At 38.6% G+C, this 17,744-nt stretch carries 18 protein-coding genes, 1 tRNA gene and 1 riboswitch; of the genes, 11 read left to right on the plus strand and 8 right to left on the minus strand.

What is annotated here, in order from left to right:
• Positions 1–233 precede the first annotated feature (233 nt).
• Entirely contained in the window at positions 234–1,682 is a 1,449-nt protein-coding gene (locus MHH58_RS00315; protein ID WP_341344661.1) for a bifunctional metallophosphatase/5'-nucleotidase, read from the plus strand.
• 126 nt (positions 1,683–1,808) lie between these two features.
• Here the strand turns inward: MHH58_RS00315 and MHH58_RS12415 are convergent, their stop codons facing one another.
• The 3 genes from MHH58_RS12415 to MHH58_RS00325 form a co-directional block, all read right to left on the minus strand.
• The gene (locus MHH58_RS12415; protein ID WP_445922967.1) at positions 1,809–2,111 is read right to left on the minus strand and encodes a DUF3021 family protein; all 303 of its coding nucleotides are present in this window, start codon (positions 2,109–2,111) and stop codon (positions 1,809–1,811) included.
• A complete protein-coding gene (locus MHH58_RS00320) occupies positions 2,029–2,376 on the minus strand; it encodes a c-type cytochrome (protein WP_341344662.1) in 348 nt (115 codons plus the stop codon). The genes MHH58_RS12415 and MHH58_RS00320 overlap by 83 nt, the downstream gene beginning before the upstream one ends.
• A 170-nt stretch (positions 2,377–2,546) precedes the next feature.
• Entirely contained in the window at positions 2,547–3,182 is a 636-nt protein-coding gene (locus MHH58_RS00325) for a GNAT family N-acetyltransferase (RefSeq protein ID WP_341344663.1), read from the minus strand.
• Positions 3,183–3,260: 78 nt separating this feature from the next.
• Here MHH58_RS00325 and MHH58_RS00330 point away from each other — a divergent pair, with 78 nt between their 5' ends.
• On the plus strand, positions 3,261–4,049 hold the full coding sequence (locus MHH58_RS00330) for a MerR family transcriptional regulator (protein WP_341344664.1): 789 nt from the start codon (positions 3,261–3,263) through the stop codon (positions 4,047–4,049).
• 223 nt (positions 4,050–4,272) lie between these two features.
• Positions 4,273–5,943: an IS1182 family transposase gene (locus tag MHH58_RS00335; RefSeq protein WP_341344665.1), complete on the plus strand. Its 1,671-nt coding sequence runs from the start codon at positions 4,273–4,275 to the stop codon at positions 5,941–5,943.
• 5 nt (positions 5,944–5,948) lie between these two features.
• Here MHH58_RS00335 and MHH58_RS00340 read toward each other — a convergent pair whose 3' ends face one another.
• Positions 5,949–6,707 carry an SDR family oxidoreductase gene (locus MHH58_RS00340; protein WP_341344666.1) on the minus strand — a complete coding sequence of 253 codons (759 nt, stop codon included), beginning with the start codon at positions 6,705–6,707 and terminating at the stop codon, positions 5,949–5,951.
• Positions 6,708–6,844: 137 nt separating this feature from the next.
• Here MHH58_RS00340 and MHH58_RS00345 point away from each other — a divergent pair, with 137 nt between their 5' ends.
• From MHH58_RS00345 to MHH58_RS00375, 7 genes are all read left to right on the plus strand, one after another.
• Positions 6,845–7,408 carry a TetR/AcrR family transcriptional regulator gene (locus tag MHH58_RS00345; RefSeq protein ID WP_341344667.1) on the plus strand — a complete coding sequence of 188 codons (564 nt, stop codon included), beginning with the start codon at positions 6,845–6,847 and terminating at the stop codon, positions 7,406–7,408.
• A gap of 146 nt (positions 7,409–7,554) precedes the next feature.
• Complete coding sequence (locus MHH58_RS00350) at positions 7,555–8,964, plus strand: sodium/glutamate symporter (protein WP_341344668.1); 1,410 nt, start codon at positions 7,555–7,557, stop codon at positions 8,962–8,964.
• 425 nt (positions 8,965–9,389) lie between these two features.
• On the plus strand, positions 9,390–10,136 hold the full coding sequence (locus MHH58_RS00355) for a metal ABC transporter ATP-binding protein (RefSeq protein WP_341344669.1): 747 nt from the start codon (positions 9,390–9,392) through the stop codon (positions 10,134–10,136).
• Positions 10,133–10,978, plus strand: a complete 846-nt coding sequence (locus MHH58_RS00360) for a metal ABC transporter permease (protein WP_341344670.1) — start codon at positions 10,133–10,135, stop codon at positions 10,976–10,978. The genes MHH58_RS00355 and MHH58_RS00360 overlap by 4 nt, the downstream gene beginning before the upstream one ends.
• Positions 10,979–11,013: 35 nt before the next feature.
• Positions 11,014–11,961 (plus strand): metal ABC transporter solute-binding protein, Zn/Mn family, encoded by a 948-nt coding sequence (locus MHH58_RS00365; protein WP_341344671.1) that lies wholly within the window; start codon positions 11,014–11,016, stop codon positions 11,959–11,961.
• 189 nt (positions 11,962–12,150) lie between these two features.
• Positions 12,151–13,326 carry an FtsW/RodA/SpoVE family cell cycle protein gene (locus tag MHH58_RS00370; RefSeq protein ID WP_341344672.1) on the plus strand — a complete coding sequence of 392 codons (1,176 nt, stop codon included), beginning with the start codon at positions 12,151–12,153 and terminating at the stop codon, positions 13,324–13,326.
• 79 nt (positions 13,327–13,405) lie between these two features.
• Entirely contained in the window at positions 13,406–14,035 is a 630-nt protein-coding gene (locus MHH58_RS00375) for a helix-turn-helix domain-containing protein (RefSeq protein ID WP_341344673.1), read from the plus strand.
• Positions 14,036–14,090: 55 nt separating this feature from the next.
• On the opposite strand, the gene MHH58_RS00380 is transcribed toward MHH58_RS00375, so the two are convergent.
• Positions 14,091–14,174, minus strand: a tRNA-Leu gene (locus MHH58_RS00380).
• Between the two features lie 135 nt (positions 14,175–14,309).
• On the opposite strand from MHH58_RS00380, the gene MHH58_RS00385 reads away from it, so the two are divergent.
• Positions 14,310–14,957 carry an HD domain-containing protein gene (locus MHH58_RS00385; protein ID WP_341344674.1) on the plus strand — a complete coding sequence of 216 codons (648 nt, stop codon included), beginning with the start codon at positions 14,310–14,312 and terminating at the stop codon, positions 14,955–14,957.
• Between the two features lie 218 nt (positions 14,958–15,175).
• On the opposite strand, the gene MHH58_RS00390 is transcribed toward MHH58_RS00385, so the two are convergent.
• The 3 genes from MHH58_RS00390 to MHH58_RS00400 form a co-directional block, all read right to left on the minus strand.
• Positions 15,176–15,352, minus strand: coding sequence for a hypothetical protein (locus tag MHH58_RS00390; protein WP_341344675.1), 177 nt, complete (start codon positions 15,350–15,352; stop codon positions 15,176–15,178).
• Positions 15,353–15,422: 70 nt separating this feature from the next.
• Positions 15,423–15,528: riboswitch (SAM riboswitch) on the minus strand.
• 49 nt (positions 15,529–15,577) lie between these two features.
• Positions 15,578–16,534: an NAD(P)-dependent oxidoreductase gene (locus MHH58_RS00395; protein ID WP_341344676.1), complete on the minus strand. Its 957-nt coding sequence runs from the start codon at positions 16,532–16,534 to the stop codon at positions 15,578–15,580.
• 259 nt (positions 16,535–16,793) lie between these two features.
• Positions 16,794–17,501, minus strand: a complete 708-nt coding sequence (locus MHH58_RS00400; protein ID WP_341344677.1) for a hypothetical protein — start codon at positions 17,499–17,501, stop codon at positions 16,794–16,796.
• Positions 17,502–17,744: the final 243 nt, after the last annotated feature.

The raw sequence follows: 17,744 nt of genomic DNA on the forward strand, positions 1-17,744 counted from the left end.
AAAATCCCTTATTTATGACAGATAGCTATGACCGCATAATATCATAGTTACTCCGAGCCAGTACTACAAAGTGCACCTTATCATTTTAATCCAGTGGCTCCAGAGATGTTGAATTCTGTATAAGAAAGAAGATCCTAACTTTTTATTTTCATCAAACTTTCACATTAAAATTTTATACTGAGTATAAATATTAATTTTCCATCATCTAAATTTATAAATGGGGGGGACTATTCATGAGTCCAAAGCAGTATTTAACCATTATGCAAATGAATGATATTCATGGTTATTATAATCTCCATCCTGAACTCTTCACTGAAAAAGGAAGAAGTATTTTTCGTAATGCAGGAGGTTACAGCCGCATTGCTACGCTCTTGAAAGAAACAAGAAAAGAGAATCCGGATGGTATATTAACTTTGGATAATGGAGATACTTTCCATGGAACATATCCTGTGGTATCCAGTAAAGGGGAAGTTTTGCTTCCAGTTTTAAATGCATTGCAGATTGATGCGATGACGGCTCATTGGGACTTTGCCTATGGGCCTGAGCAACTTAAGTATTTAACAGACCAGTTAAATTACCCGATGATTGCATGTAATATTTTTAATAAAAAGACAGACAGCCCAGTTTTTGATTCTCACATAATTAAAGAACGTGCAGGTTTAAAGATTGGCATAGTAGGAATTGCTGAACATATTGTCGATAAGATGATGCCTGACCATTTTTCTGAGGGAATATATTTTACTCTGGGAGTTAACGAAGTACAAAGGACAATTAAAAATCTAAAGGAAAATAATCAGATGGACTTAGTCGTGGTACTTTCGCATTTCGGCTTTCCTCAGGATGTAAAACTTGCTGAAGAAACAGAAGGTATCGACATTATACTGAGCGGGCATACTCACAATTCTTTAAGCCGGCCTGCAGATATAAATGGAACACTAATCATACAGTCAGGCTGTCATGGCGCCCATATAGGTAAACTTGATCTAGAAATAGAAGACAAAAAAATTGTTGATTTTTCACACCAATTGATCGAAGTCGCTGAACATGTTGAAATGGATGGGGAAGTTCAAGGTATGATTGATAAGGCTGTTGAACCGTATATGGAGTCGATGAGAGAGATTATCGGGTATACAGCAACAGATTTACATCGTTATAACCAGCTGGAAACTACGACTGACAACCTGCTGCTTCAATCACTTTTAGACGTTACAAATGCAGAAATTGCATTTTCAAATGGCTGGCGTTATGGTGCACCGATTCCCGCGGGGCCGATAACATTGAATGATGTATGGAACATTATTCCCACTAACCCGCCGGTCTCCACAGTCTATCTGAGCGGGCGTGAAATTCTTGATATGCTGGAAGAGAATATTGAGAATACTTTTTCAAGCGATCCTTACAAACAAATGGGAGGTTATTTAAAACGCTGCCTTGGAATGAAAATGTATATAAAAATTGAGAATCCAAAAGGATTGCGTATTCAAGATGTTTATATCAGAGAAGAACCTTTGGATGAATCGAAGTATTACCGTGCAGCATTCGTCACTATTCAGGGAGTGCCGAAAAAATACGGTGAAAGACGCCAAAATCTGGATATTAGTGCAGTAGAAGCTTTAACTGAATATATTAAAAAAACTGGTACAGTCTCTTCAGATTTACTTGGGACCATACAAATCGTCTAAAAAATTTTACTTTACAAGTAATTATATTATCCTCTTTATAAACTCCAGTTTCTATTTTGATACACCGCAAATTATCATAAATAAAAAGGAGATTAGAGAGCCTCTAATCTCCTTTTTTGATGTCTCTTATCCATTCAATTTCTCATTAATTTTTTTGCTATCGCGTACAGAGAGAAAATAGAATGTGATAAAAATAATCAGCATAACAATGAATGTTACACCTGCATAGGAGAGTACGGATGTAATACTCATATCCATCCATTTAATAAAGAAGCAGTTGTGAATGCAATGATACCCACAATAATAGGATATAAAAAAAGACCGTCCAAAAGGACGATCTTCTTTCTTATTGTTCGCTGAAGAAAGTGTAAAGTGCGGAAAGTTCTTCGTTATTGATTTCGTCTTCGCTGTAAGCTGGCATCTGTCCACTACCGTTTCTCACGGTTTCTTCGAATTCGTCTTCGCTGAGGCTAGTGCCTGCAAGTGCTGGCCCAACAGCACCTGAGAAGTCTTCACCATGACATGATGCACATGTGCTCTGTGCGATACCCTCAGCATCGACATCTCCACTTGAAGCACCGCTGTCTTCTTCTGTTGCAGGCTCATCAGTACCTTCGTCTTCGCCGCCTCCGCAAGCACCGAGAACGAGTACCATAGAAAGACCGCTGGCCATTAGAAATTTCTTCAAATTCATAAACTGACCCCCTAAAATTTGTAATACTATTACATACCCAATATATCATAACTTTAATGAGTTTGTAGAATCACCAGCGGTCAGCTGCTTGGTATTACATACGTTTAACTGGGAAAACTTCATCATCAAGCCGAGGTGCTGAAAGTTATCATAAAATTGATTAATAAAATCTATGTTACATTCCCTTTATAAATATAAAATTCAATTTCTTCATTTACCGGTGCACCAATTTTTTTGCTGGCAGCCGAAATACGACTAAGACCTTTATAGTCATAAAATCCATAGTTACAAGTGGTATCGGTATATAAAAAGAATTTTTTCATTCTCTTTTGTTTCAGTTTATCCGTGAAAAATCGGAACAATTCTGAGCCGACTCCGAGTCCTTGAACTTTCGGAGTAACTGCAAAAAGTGATAATTCTGTATCAAATGATTCATCAAGATTGTCCAGCATTTTCTTATTCAAAGTATCGACTTCGCCTACATAGTTCAGCAATATATCTCGTCCCTCTTTCAGAGTTAAAAGACAAGCACCATGCCATATGATTTTTGGCCAATACAGCCACTTGTATTTAGTTTTACTCTCATTTTTAATATTTCCTACTATAATCCCAGCAGCTTTTCCGTCTACGTCGGCTACTTGCGTAAAGGCTTGTCGTGCCAGCTCGTAATAAAGGAAAATATGAGAAAAATGATACGCAGCTTTCTTAGAAAACATTTTTTCATAACTCCAGCTTTCGCTGATGACAGATGCTAAATCACGAGCATCTTGCTTTTGAAATGGACGATAATAAATTATTTTTTTCATCGAGTAACATTCCTCCTCATTCATTGACTATCTTCATTTTAATCTTTACAGTAACTGTAAAGTCAAGGAGGTAACGTCATGGAGTCAAAGCATTTGTTAAAGATATCAGAAATTTCCCGTATGGCAGGTATCAATACCCGTACCTTGCACTATTATGATGAAATTGGTTTATTCTCTCCGGAAATAACAGGAGAAAATGGCTATCGCTATTATACTTTGCAGCAAGGAGTTGATTTAGGTCTAATTCTCTCACTTAAGGAATTAGACTTGCCTCTGAAGGAAATTAAAGCTCTTCTTTCGAGCAATGTACAAGATTCTAAAGATATTCTGGAAGAGAAAAAAGTTGAAGTCGATGAAAAGATCGAAAGATTAAATGATATAAAAAAAGTAATAGAACAAAAACTGCATTTTATTGAGCTGGCTGAAAAACAGATTATGCAGATATCTTTTATTGAGCTTGATGAGGAGTATCTTTTACTCAGCGAAAAAATGGAGCAATCCGATTCAGCTGCCCAGATTAAAACAGGCTATAATTTATTCATGGCAAAAGGGGAATATTTATTTGCCAATAATGACTACGGTGCAATGTTTTATCATGATAAGACAAATACGGAAGCCTATGATTATTTTTATTTGAAAACAAGCATAAAAGATGAATATGTATATATTAAACCTTCAGGCAGATATTTAAGATTTGTTCATAAAGGTGACGATGCGAGTTTGAGAAATACTTATATAAAGTTAAAAGAGTATGCAGAGAAGAACAATTTAAAGTTTGAAGGCTATTTTTATGAAAGAGCTTTTAATGAGACGATTCAATCTAATTTAAGTGAATATATTACGGAAATACAAGTTAAAGTGAAATAAGGGGCTGGGACATAAGTCCAGTCTCTAAATCAAAAAGCGCACTTGCTTTCCAGGGGCGTCGCGTGAGCCTGTAGTCTCACGCAGACGCTACTCCCCTAGGAGTCAAGTGCGCTTTTTTATATGGAAATATACGATATATCTACAAAAAAATAAGACCCTCAGATACAATGTAAGTAACGACACAAACAATGAAAAGAGGAATCTTATGTATAAAAATTATAACATGAACCAAATCACACTGCCACTCGAAACAGAAATCCTGATTCCAGACAACGATATATCAAAAGCAGTGCATACACTGGTCGAAAGTATGCCGGAAGATGTGTTTGATGGGTTCGGACAATCTCAAGGGGCGTCGTCCTATCATCCCAAAATGATGCTGAAAATCTTACTCTGTGCCTACAGTCAGTCTGCATTCTCTGGCCGTAAGATTGAAGCGTTACTGCAGGACAGTATCCGAATGATGTGGCTGGCGCAAAATCAAGTGCCGTCGTATCGGACCATTAATCGATTCAGAGCGCATCCGAAGATGGCGGCGCTGCTTCAGTCTGCCTTCATTCAGTTTAGAACTCAGTTGGAATCGAATGGGTTGATTGAGTCAGATGCGATTTTTATAGACGGTACAAAAATTGAAGCGAATGCCAATAAGTATACCTTTGTCTTTAGAAAGAATATTGACCGGCACGAGTCGGCACTGCTAGAAAAATCCAAAGCAAAATATGAAGCGCTGGTCGAATCAGCAGTGATTCCGGAAATGATTCGGGAATCAGATGGACCGTTGACGGCATCGGAACTGACGCATATTCATACGCAACTGACAGACACTGAAACCGAACTCACTGAACAGATCGAACGCACTGAAGATATACCCACCCGCAAAGCGATACGTACCGAACGTTCGGCGATCCGCAAATCCAAAAAAGCCATGAAAGATTATTTGGACCGGCGCTTAAACTATCAAACCCAACGGACGCTGATGAGAGACCGTAACAGTTATTCTAAGACGGATCATGATGCGACATTCATGCGCATGAAAGATGATCACATGCAGAATGGTCAGTTGAAATCCGGATATAATTTACAGATTGCGACCAATAATCAGTTTGTACTGGGATACGATATTTATTGGAATCCGACCGATACTCGCACGCTCGATCCCTTTCTCCATACGATGCAGCACACGTTCCAGCACTTACCAGAATATATTGTCGCCGATGCGGGGTATGGCAGTGAATCCAACTATGAGTGCGTGGCCGACACATATGAACGTCAGGCACTGATTCCCTACAATACGTACTATAAAGAACAAAAGAAACGGTACAAAACAGATGAGATGCATCCGAATCATTGGGAATATAACGCAATCGATGATTACTATATTTGTCCGAACGACCGCCGCTTACCTTTAAAAAGTCACACCACTCGAACAGACAAGTATGGTTACCAGCGGATATTTAAGATATATGAATGTGAAGATTGTCAGGATTGTCCGTTGATGGCGTTGTGTAAAACATCTGCACCAGACCAGCCGAAACGGATTCAAAAAAATAGGAACCTGGAGTATTTTAAAGCTCAGGTGAACCAGACGCTTTCAAGCCCGGAAGGTCGACGTCGATACGCGCAACGCAAAATCGATGTCGAAACGACTTTTGGAAACTTGAAGGCGAATTTGGGATTCACTCGGATGTCTGTTCGGGGGAATACTCCGGTCCGTAACGAATTGGGCATCGCTTTAATGGCGGTGAACCTGAGAAAACTCGTCCGGCAATCTGTGTTTACTATACTTAAACCAACAAAAAACGGCTGGGACATCTTAAAATCAAGATGTCCCAGCCGTTTCTCTTATTGCTTCAGAGCTTTTGTCCCAGCCCCTTCACATAATGTATTTATTTAAACAGCTTAGTATGCAGTCCAGCCGCCGTCTACTGCAAGGACCTGTCCATTAACGAAGCTTGCTTCGTCTGAACCTAAGAAGACCGCTGCTTCTGCAACTTCTGCCGGCTCCCCTGCTCTTGGATTAAGTGACATACCCTGACTTTGACGGTGAGCTCCAAACTCACTCATATTGCTCATTGATGATCCAATATTTGTTTTTACCGCGCCGGGAGCAATTCCGTTACAGCGGATGTTTTTATCTGCATACATAAATGCAGTATTTTTCGTTAAACCGACCACTGCGTGTTTTGATGCGGTATAAGCCGCCCCTGCACGTCCGCCGTACAGTCCGCCTGCTGAAATATTATTGACGATTGTTCCGTGCCCTTGTTCTAAGAACAGGTTGACTGCTAAACGCATCGATTTCATAACTGCGGTCGTATTTACGGCAAATAATTTTTCCCATCTGTCGTTTGAAACTTCACCTACGGGCTCCATACCGTCCATAATACCTGCATTATTAACTAAGATATCCAGCTTCCCGAAGTTCTTTTTCGTTTCTTCGAATAACTGTTCAACTTCTTCTTCTGCAGAAACATTCGTTTTAATTGCGAAAGCTTCCGCACCATTAGCTTTAAGATTTGCTGCAACTTCCTCTGCACCTTCTATGTTTAAATCAGATACGACAACTTTAGCACCTTCTCTTGCATAAGCTTCTGCGATTGCTTTACCCATACCTGATGCTGCACCTGTAACGATGGCAACTTTGTCTTGTAATCTCATTTTGTATCCTCCTTCTATTGTACAACTGTCTATTATTTATTATAATAAGGAAGGTAAACGCTTTCAATAATCAAAAATCTGATAACTGTTCACTAATGGACGGAAGTATAGAATGTTGTTCAATAAGAGGTGAAAAGATGTCCAAGCATGATTTGCGCATTGTTAAAACTAAAGAAGCCCTGCATCGGGCCCTGCTGCAATTATTAAATGATAAAGATCTCGGGGAAATTTCTATAACTGAAATTTGTAAACAAGCTAAAATTAACCGGGGGACTTTTTATTTACATTACGGTCAAATTGAAGATGTATTTGAGGAATATTTTAAAGAGATAACATTAGATTTAGCGAATACCTATAAAGAACCCTATCGCAAAGTAACGATTTTAAAAGTGAGCGAATTAGATTCATCGACGATTCGTATCTTTCACCATATTGAAAAATATAAGTCCTTTTATGAAATTATTTTTTCAAGAAAAGTGCCGTTAAGATATTACTATATGCTGTTTGATGAAATCGATAATTTATTTCTGGAAGATATGGAAAGTCAGCAGCAGGATGGACTGAATAATGAAATGTTTGCAGCATACCAGTCGAATGCTATTATCGGCATGATTATTAACTGGTATAAAAATGATTTTTCTTATAGTGCAGACCATTTGAACGACCAGCTGGTAAAAATATTGAACATAACGAGAAAGTAATTAATGTTATTTTCTCCAGGGATTTATATTAAATTTTCGGGTTCGTGTTAAGAAAAATTTTCTCCCCTCTGATAGAATGGCTCTATGAATATTATTGATTAATTTCTATAGTCTGAAAAAGATAAAAAGAGAGGAGATGGGAAATTATGAGTCCGGAACAAATAGGATTTGCCCTGCTTTATCTGGGATTATTTCTGCTGATTGGTAAGTGGGTCAGGATGCACTCGACATGGATGCAGAATCTTTTTTTGCCGGCATCGGTGATCGGAGGTTTTCTTGCCCTGCTTTTAGGTCCTGAAGTGCTGGGTAAGATACTTCAGAATTTTACAGGAGAAGAGTCATTTTGGGCAACTGGTATTTTGACTTCAGAAATTACTGAAGTGTGGTCAGCACTGCCCGGCCTAATGATAAACATAGTGTTTGCTGCTTTATTTATAGGAACTGTCCTTCCAAATCTGAAAAGGGTATGGAACATTGGAGGACCGCAGCTTGCATTCGGCTGGACATTGGGCTGGGGACAATATGTAATCGGTTTACTGCTGGCTATGCTAATATTGGTGCCCTTCTATGACATGCCTCCATTTATTGGTGCGCTTATTGAAGTTGGATTTGAAGGCGGACACGGTACAGCTGCCGGTCTACAGTCTACTTTTGAAGAACTCGGATTTCCGGAAGCCTACGATATTGCTGTCGGATTGGCCACGGTCGGTATATTATCCGGAGTTGTTGTTGGTATTGTGCTGATTAACTGGGGAGTACGTAAAAACAAGACTCAGATGATTACTGATGTTAAAGGTCTGTCACCAACTCAAAAAGCAGGCATCGTTGAAGTGGAAGAACGCGGAGAAGGCAGTAAACAGACTGTCAGACCTGAATCAATCGATACATTTACTTTTCATTTTACTATAGTTGGACTGGCGATTTTTGTCGGGTATATCATCTTGCAGGGAATCACTTGGCTGGAAGCTGCGCTATTCGGCTCCGACTTTATGACCTATATACCATTATTCCCACTGGCAATGATCGGCGGTTTAATTGTACAGATTTTTATCAGCAAATTCGATACATCGAAGCTGGTAGACAGAAATACGATAACCAGTATACAAGGATTTTCACTGGATATACTTATTGCAAGTGCTATAGCGACTGTTTCCATTTCAGTCATCGGAGAATACCTAGTTCCATTCTTAATCTTAGCTTTATTTGGAATTGCGTGGAACCTGTTCGGATTCTTCGTTTTTGGCCCAAGAATGATGTCGGATTACTGGTTTGAAAGAGCTATTGGTGACTTCGGACAGTCTACAGGGGTGACTGCTACAGGACTGATGCTGATGCGTGTCGCTGATCCGGAAATGAAATCTCCGGCAGCTGAAGGTTTCGGTTATAAGCAGCTGGTCTTTGAACCATTCCTCGGCGGCGGTCTGGTCACAGCGCTATCTGCTCCGCTCATCTTTATATGGGGACCGTGGCCATTTCTTATTTTCTCAATACTGATGTTGATTATAGGTATGGCTGCCGGGCTGTTTTATTTCGGTAAAAGAAAACTTGAACAGTAACTTTGAATGAATAATAAAATATTTTGCGAATTTTAAATGCATCTTGGTTGTTGGATTTATACTAACAATCAGGGTGTATTTTATTATGTTCATTAAAGTAATACCCCGCTTCCTGGGATTGGTATGAAAGGTTTTCATATGTATCCCCGCTTCTTGGGGTTGGTATGAAAGGTTTTCATATGTACCCCCGCTTCTTGGGATTGGCATGAGAGGTTTTCATATGTATCCCCGCTTCCTGGGGTTGGCATGACAGAATCTCATGTGTATCCCATCACCATCTTCAAATTTTTTACTCTCCTTCTCAACCATTTATTTTTATTGATTTGTAAATTAGTCATACATTTGTTATGCTATATTTAATTTAGGGTAACCTAAACATTAAATTTGGTTATTCTTATTTTTAGTTGCACTAAGGAGGTAAAGGTTTGAAAACGTCACTTGAAGTTAAAAATTTAACTGTTTCATATTCAAATAAAATAGCTTTAACAGATGTTAATTTTTCTATGGAAAGCGGAAAGCTAATAGGAATTATCGGACCAAACGGCTCTGGTAAATCTACTCTTATGAAAGCTGTACTTAATTTAACAGCTAAGGATTCAGGCGAAGTCAGAATAGGTGAAAAACCTATTGAAGAAGTACGGGGAAATATTGCTTATATTCCGCAAAGATCAAATATAGACTGGGATTTTCCGATTTTAGTGAGAGATACTGTTTTACTCGGCACTTATCCGAAGCTTGGTTTATTTAAACGGCCTAAAGCAAAAGAGAAAAAAATTGCAGAAGAAGCGTTAAAAAAAGTTGGAATGGAAGATTTTGCTGATAAACAAATTGGTGAACTTTCAGGCGGTCAGCAGCAAAGGGTTTTTCTGGCTCGAAGTCTGGCACAAAATGCAGATATTTTCTTCATGGATGAGCCTTTTGTCGGCATAGATATCCACAGTGAGGAAATTATTATAAATATTTTAAAAGAGTTAAGAGATCAGGGAAAAACTCTCTTTGTTATTCACCATGATTTAACTAAAGTCGAAGATTATTTTGATGAGCTGATTTTAGTGAATAAGGAACTGGTGGCAGCGGGTGCTGTGTCCGATGTATTTACGCCTGAATTAATGGAACGGACCTTCAATGCGCCTCTAACTGTTTTAGAAAATATGGGTGGTAAATTATCATGACTTTTTTAAATGATTTAATGGTTTATGAATACTTGCAAAAAGCTCTAATCACTTCGATTATGGTCGGTGTTATTTCCGGTGTTATAGGAAGCTTTATCGTACTACGGGGCATGTCTTTAATGGGTGACGCTATCTCCCATGCTGTTCTGCCGGGTATTGCGATTTCTTATATGCTTGGAATTTCTTATTTCTACGGTGCTGTTGTAGCTGGAGTTATTGCAGCCCTAGGTATTGGAGCGATTAATCAGAACAGCAGAATTAAAACAGATGCTTCCATCGGTATCGTCTTCTCGACTGCACTGGCGCTCGGTATTATCTTAATAACAAAAGCTCAAAGTGCGACAGATCTGACGCAGATTTTATTCGGAAATGTGCTGCACGTCAGAACTTCTGATATGTGGATTACAGCAGGTGTCAGCGTGTTCGTTCTTGCTGTCGTTGTTGTGTTTTATAAGGAACTTTTAATAGCTACTTTTGATGAGACAATGGCCAAAGTTTACGGGTTAAATACACGATTTATTCACTACGGTTTGATGGTGATGTTAACACTTGTGTCGGTCGCTTCTCTGCAGACTGTCGGAGTGATACTGGTAGTGTCTCTCTTAATAACACCTGCATCCACTGCTTATTTATTAACAAACAGGCTGCCTGTAATGATTGTTATGTCTGCATCTTTTGGGGCAGCTGCTGCAGTGGTTGGTATTTATTACAGTTATAATCACGATTTGCCGTCAGGACCCGTTATTGCGATTGCCTCAGCGATTCTCTTTTTATTAGTGTTGATTTTTTCACCTAAGCAGGGTCTTATCTGGCCGCTGCTCAGAAAAGTAAAAAGAGTGTAATTAAATAAGACATAAAAACTAAGGAGAGAATTGAAATGAATAAAAGAATAACGCATGTAATGAGTATGCTGCTGGCTGTACTCACTCTGGCTGCTTGTACAGGCGGAGACAGTACAGCTAATGATGAAACAGAAAATGATAAATTAGAGGTTGTGACTTCATTTACTATCCTGGAAGACCTTGCGAGCGAAATAGGCGGAGATGATGTAAATATCCATAACCTGGTTCCTACAGGAACAGACCCGCATGAATACGAACCGCTGCCACAGGATATGAACAAAGCTACTGATGCAGACCTCCTTTTTTATAATGGTTTAAACCTTGAAGGCGGAGACAGCGGCTGGTTCCATAAAATGATTGAATCTGTAAATCAGGATACGGAGAATGTCTGCAATCTGACAGATCGTATTGACCCGATGTATATTACAGATGACGAGGGACAAGATGAAGAAATTAACCCTCACGCTTTTATCAGTCCTAAAGCTGGTATAAAAATGGCGGAAGATATGCGGGACTGTTTTATAGAAAAAGACCCTGAGAATAAGGAAAACTACGAAGAAAGAGCAGAAGAATATCTTACACGCCTGACAGAGATTGAAGAAGAGTATCAGCAAAAAATAGATGATATTACTGAAGATGACCGTATTTTGGTGACAAGCGAACGCGCATTTCAATATTTAGCAGATGATTACGGCCTTGAAGAAGGATATATTTGGGCAATCGACACTGAAGAAACGGGCTCTTCGAAACAAATTAATTCACTTGTTTCCTTTATAGAGGAGAATAATGTACCTGTGCTATTCATCGAGTCAAACGTCGATACGCGGCCGATGGAAACAGTATCCAGCCAGACAGGAGTACCGCTTTCCAGTAAACCGATATATTCCGATGAAATTGGAAAATCAGGAGAAGAAGTGGATACTTATATTAAATATTTAAATTACAATATTAATCTGATTCATGATGAATTGAGCGGTAATTAACTAACTAAGCGATAAGCTCTGGAAAATACTCCGAGTCTTATCGTTTATTTTTATTGGTACCATCTTCATGGTTATCTCAGATAAAAATAGGATACCGTTGACATTTTGTCAACGGTATCCTATATTACCTAGTAGATTAATTTAGATCATCTTTATTTTTAAAAGTGTTAACTGTGGAGGCATTTATATATGAAATCTATTAAAAGATTGTTCAACATCCTCAGAGAGAGTTCTAAAAACATAGATTTCACTATAATAATTACATATATTATTTTAAGTTTAACAGGACTTGTTATGATTTATTCCGCAAGCATGGTAATGGCAATGCAGGGTGATTACAGCGACCCGAAATTTTATTATTTTTCTCAGCTTAAATATACTGTTATTGGTTTTTTACTTGTATTTGTTATGGCATATTTTATGCCTCTGAAAATACTTAAAGATAAACGGCTGCAGCTTTTCATGATTATCGGGATATTTCTGGCACTTCTTTTGACTCATATTTTTGGTGTAGAAGTAAATGGTAAAAGCCGCTGGCTAGAAGTGCCGTTTCTCGGGCGTTTTCAACCCTCTGAATTTTTTAAAATAGTGGTAATTCTGTATCTTGCTTATATCTATAATCAAAAATATCAAAAGCTGTCGGCACAGAGAGCCGAAAACTTATTGCCCCTTCTGCTGGTGGGTGGTATTTCATGTCTTGTGCTGCTTAATGATTTTGGCACCTGGCTGCTTATAATTTCTATTATTGCCGGTATGTTTTTATATTCAGGATTTCCTGTGAAAATTATCTTTAAAGTATCGGGTATTTTAGCCGTAATCCTGTCGCTGCTGATCGGAGTACGTTATGTGATTACCGGTAATATTCTATCCGGCTATCAGCGTGCGAGAATAGAAACATACATGCATCCTTTCTCGGATGCTGACGGTACCAGTTATCAATTAACTAACTCATTGATATCCATCTCGCATGGAGGTTTGACCGGTGCCGGTCTCGGCAACGGCATTATGAAGCTCGGATACCTGCCGGAGCCTCATACAGATTTTATCTTTGCAGTGATTGCAGAAGAGCTCGGTTTGATTGGTGTTATAGTAATACTGCTGCTGTTTATAGTAATCGTTGGTAAAGCGATTTACTATTCTTTTAAAGCATCACAGAGATTTTACAGTCTGCTTTGTATCGGGATTGCGATTTATATCAGTGTTCAGGTATTTCTTAATCTCGGCGGTATATCGGGTCTGATTCCGCTGACGGGCATACCGCTTCCCTTTTTAAGTCAGGGCGGATCGTCATTTCTGAGTATTTCAATAGCAGTCGGCTTACTGGTGCTTGCAGCCAAAGAAATTAAAAGAGAAACAGAGGCTTAACAGTTAGCAAACGTTGATAGAAAATACCAGTTATTAAAATGAATACATAAATTTTAAAATAAGAAAGGACCAGGAAAATATGAGAGCAGAGAGCTTTGGCCGCCGATTAAAAGAGCTGCTGGATGAACGCGGGATATCACTGAGACAGTTCAGCAGTGAAACCGGTATTGATAAAGCGACTGTCTCTCGCATTATCAACGGGAAGCGCAAAGTAAATATCGGACATATCAATACCTTCGCTGGACATTTAGGTATTTCGATAAATGAGCTGCTGGTTGCTGCTGGTTATTCTGTGAATGCTGAGGATCAGGCTGACACATCAGATGTTTCCTTATCCGCAGCTGAAATTTATCAGACTCTTACAGAGACTAATTTCTATAATAAGGACTTTAGTGTTGATGAGGTACGGAAACAGTTAAAACAATATGAACACTGTGCAAAGACAGAAGAAGGAAGAGAAACAATACTTGGGAAATTTGAGAAAAAGGTAGAGAAAGTGAGCGGTGCAGGTCCATTTATTGAACACTTAAAAGAATTTTATACTCAATTTACGGAAGGGAAAGCTGCGAATTATAAACTGGGTATTATGGGAAGTGCTTTGTTATATTTTATTATTCCTGTTGATGTAATTCCGGATTATGTATTCCCGATGGGATATATTGATTATGCCTTGGCAGTTAAAATAGCGGTAAAAATGCTTTCCAGTTAAATGATTCGGCAGCTGCAATAAAAAAAGACCATTCATTGAATGGTCTTTTAGAGAATGCGGATAAAGGGAGTCGAACCCCCACGTCGATTAAGACACTAGAGCCTGATTCTAGCGCGTCTGCCAGTTCCGCCATATCCGCTTAATATAATAATATTCTTTAACAATAATATAAAAACCCTCTTTGTGTCAATATTTTTATATCATTTTGTTAAATATTAATGAAACAACGTATAATAAAGGTAAAACTATGATAACTGACGGAGGGCATTCTTTCATGGATGAAAAGACAGTATTAGTAAATATTGAAGAGTGGGTCGAGGCTGAACTGCTGAACGAAAAGAGCGGGCATGACTGGTACCATATCAAGAGAGTCAGAGATATTGCCGGGGAAATATTAAAATATGAAGAAGCGGATTCTTTTATCGTCATCGCAGCTGCGCTGCTGCATGATATCCCGGATGATAAGGTGACTTCTAATGTTAATACAGCACTGGAACGTATCAGAAAGCTGCTTGAGAGCAATGAAGTTGATAATAAGGCCATCAATACGATTATAAACATCATCACGACCATGTCATTTAAAGGCGGTACTGGAAAAAAACTTTCTTATATCGAGGCTCAAATCGTTCAGGATGCTGACCGTCTGGATGCTTTAGGTGCCATAGGAATTGCGAGAACTTTCCAGTACGGCGGTACCAAGGGGCAGGCGATGTACGATCCGGAAATTCCTGTCAGAGACAGTATGAGCTTTGAAGAATATCGTCATGGTGAATCGACATCTATTAACCATTTCTATGAAAAATTACTGCTGTTAAAAGATAAGATGAATACCCCGGCAGCAGTTAAAATAGCTGAAGAGCGGGAAGCATTTATGAAGCAATTTCTCGAAACTTTCTTTAAAGAATGGAAGGGAGAACTTTAAAGATAGAAAAAAGCACGATACCAGCTCGTATCGTGCTTTTTGTATTCTTCTTAATAGTCTATTTAAAGCAGCATTTATTTTTAAATAACTTGTATTAAAATTGCTGATTTTTAATTGTAAAAATGAAGTAATCCTCTTTTTCCTGATAAGTCATATCATATTTCCGCTTAGTACCTGCTGTGATGATTGTGCTGACATAGGGAGTCATAGAATACTCTTCATCTTTCTTCTTTCAACAGTATATAATCTTTATATTCTTCAACATCAATTCGATTTTTAATTTCTTGCTTCAGTCTGATAATATGATTCGACTTTGCTATGCTGCTCATTGTGCTGGCCGGTTTGTATGCTTTCCAATCGTCCAATTCTGAAAATAGTTCGCGTACGGTTTTCATTTGATTACCACCTTTTTATTTTTTTCAAATAAAATAGCTCTTCTGAAATTAAGAAGAGCTTTAACGCGGCTTCTTATCATCCAGTTGATTGCAACTGTTGGATTTGGCACATCGCTTTTACAAGCTGTTGCCGGAGTTTCATAGGGCCAAGTCCCTTCACTCACTCTTAATAAGAGAACTATTTTATTTAATTGTATTATACTGCGAGGCTTTGCTTATTTCATCTTATTTGTTTACCTGATAATCCAGCTGTTCATCCTGAAGGGCTTTTACTGCCTGATCGGCTGCAGTTTCTGCCATTGCATTTCTCGCTTCATAGGTATCATTGCCGATGTGCGGTGTCAGAATTACATTATCAAGTTTCGCAAGTTCTTCGTTAATATGCGGTTCTTCTTCGTGAACATCCAAAGCTGCGGCTTGGATTTGCTTGTTTTTCAGAGCATCCACAAGCGCACTTTCATCTACAACACCGCCGCGTGCGGTATTGATGAAATACGTAGTCTCTTTCATCTGTTCAAATTCTTTTTTACCGAATAGATGATGGGAGGTTTCGTTGTAGTTTACTTGTGTAATTACGTAATCTGCTTCTTTTAAAGCTTCTTCAAGACTTACTTTTTCAGCAGTAATATCTGTTTCTTTTTCTTCTAAATCAACATACAAAAGCTTCATATTAAATGCCTGAGCCAGTTTTCCAATATACTGTCCGATTTGTCCAAAGCCGACAATTGCGAGTGTTTTGTCCACAACCTGGTGACCGCCTAAGTAACCCATTACCTGCCAGCCGTTAAATTCATTTTTAACTGCGATATCGTGTCCAGGCAGTACATGCCGAGATAAAGCCAGCATTAACGTGACTGCAAGCTCTGCGGTCGAGGCGACAGAATCATGAACAGGCGTGTTTGTTATAGCAATACCCTGTTTATTTGCTTCTTCAGCATCGATATTATTAAAGCCTGAACCGACATTAGCAATAACTTTCAGCGAGTCGCCGGCCTTAATGACTTCGGCCGGCACCTGGACATTGACGCCGCTAATTAAGCCGTCTGCATCTTTAATTTTTTCGATAATCTGATCCTGTTCCGGTGTTGTCAGTTCATCGTGCATATCTAATTCAATATTTTGATCTTTAATAATTTTTACAGCGGTATCAGGAAGTTTAACTGCACTGTATATTTTGGCCATAATCAACCTGCTTTCTATTACTCTTAATAGAATACTATAGCCTAAATTGAATAATTTAAACCTTTCTAATTACTAATGATACCTGAAGATTTCAATAAATATTAAGCTCAGAATATTTTATCTTTTGCTTTTCTATTTCAGATATCTTAATCTCCCTTAACGAATTTAAAACGAATAATAATATGGCTTTATATAAAAATAAAGACCCGCATTCATGAATGAATGCGGGTCTTACTTATAACAATTTAATGTTTAAATCTTACCACCAGTTGTTAGCATTACGGAATTGGATTGCTGCATCGACTGAACCATAACGCTCTTTAGCGTAGTTAAGCATACCTGAAGTCTGTTCTGAAACAGAACCAGTACCCCATGATTCTTTCGTTTGGCCTAATCCTTGGTAACCGTTCGGGCTTACTGCATTTGGATTACCGCTTGATTCTGGTAATACGATTGAGTTCCACATAGCTTCAGTGCCGCCGGCAGCTAAGAATTGTGACTTAGTTGATCCGCCAGTTGACTGCTGTGTTTTTTCAGCTGGTGCAGGTGATGCTGCTGCAGGCTGTTCAACTTCTTCTACTGCTGGAGCTGCTGCTTGTGTATTTTGCGCGGGCTCTTGTACTTCTTCAGTGTAGTTGCTGTATTGAACATTTTGTGTTTCTTCCTGTACTGCAGGTGCTGATTTTTCTACTGCTGGAGTCTGTGCCTGTGCTTCACCAGTTTTGCTGTATGACCATGAGTAGTTAGTACCATCTGACTCGAAGTCATAGTTAAAGTTTCCGTGGTTGAAGTTATAGTCATAAGCACCTTCGTGTACTGCAGATGCATTTAATGCTTCCGGATTGTTTTGAGCTGTATGAGCAAGTTCTGCTTTATCTATAGAAGAAGCTTCTGCGTCCTGACCTGCAGCAACTCCTGTTACGCCTAAACCTAATGCTAATGTCGTAGCTAAAATTGTTTTCTTCATAAAATTTTCTTCCTCCAAAATATATATTATAAAAAGTAATTTTTTTCTCTCTAAAGCAAACCAAACTTTTATAAAGTCTTTGTTTTCCAAGACAGTTACCAATGTAACACACATATATTTTACATGTGTTACAGCTCAATAATAATAAAGTTACATTTAATATTTGGAATGTAATAATGACATCTGGCTGTATTATTTCTGACTATTACCATTGAATCGACACATTTCTGTAATATAAACACA

It is taken from the genome of Jeotgalicoccus sp. FSL K6-3177 (assembly GCF_038050175.1).
GTDB classification, from domain to species: Bacteria; Bacillota; Bacilli; order Staphylococcales; family Salinicoccaceae; genus Jeotgalicoccus; species Jeotgalicoccus nanhaiensis.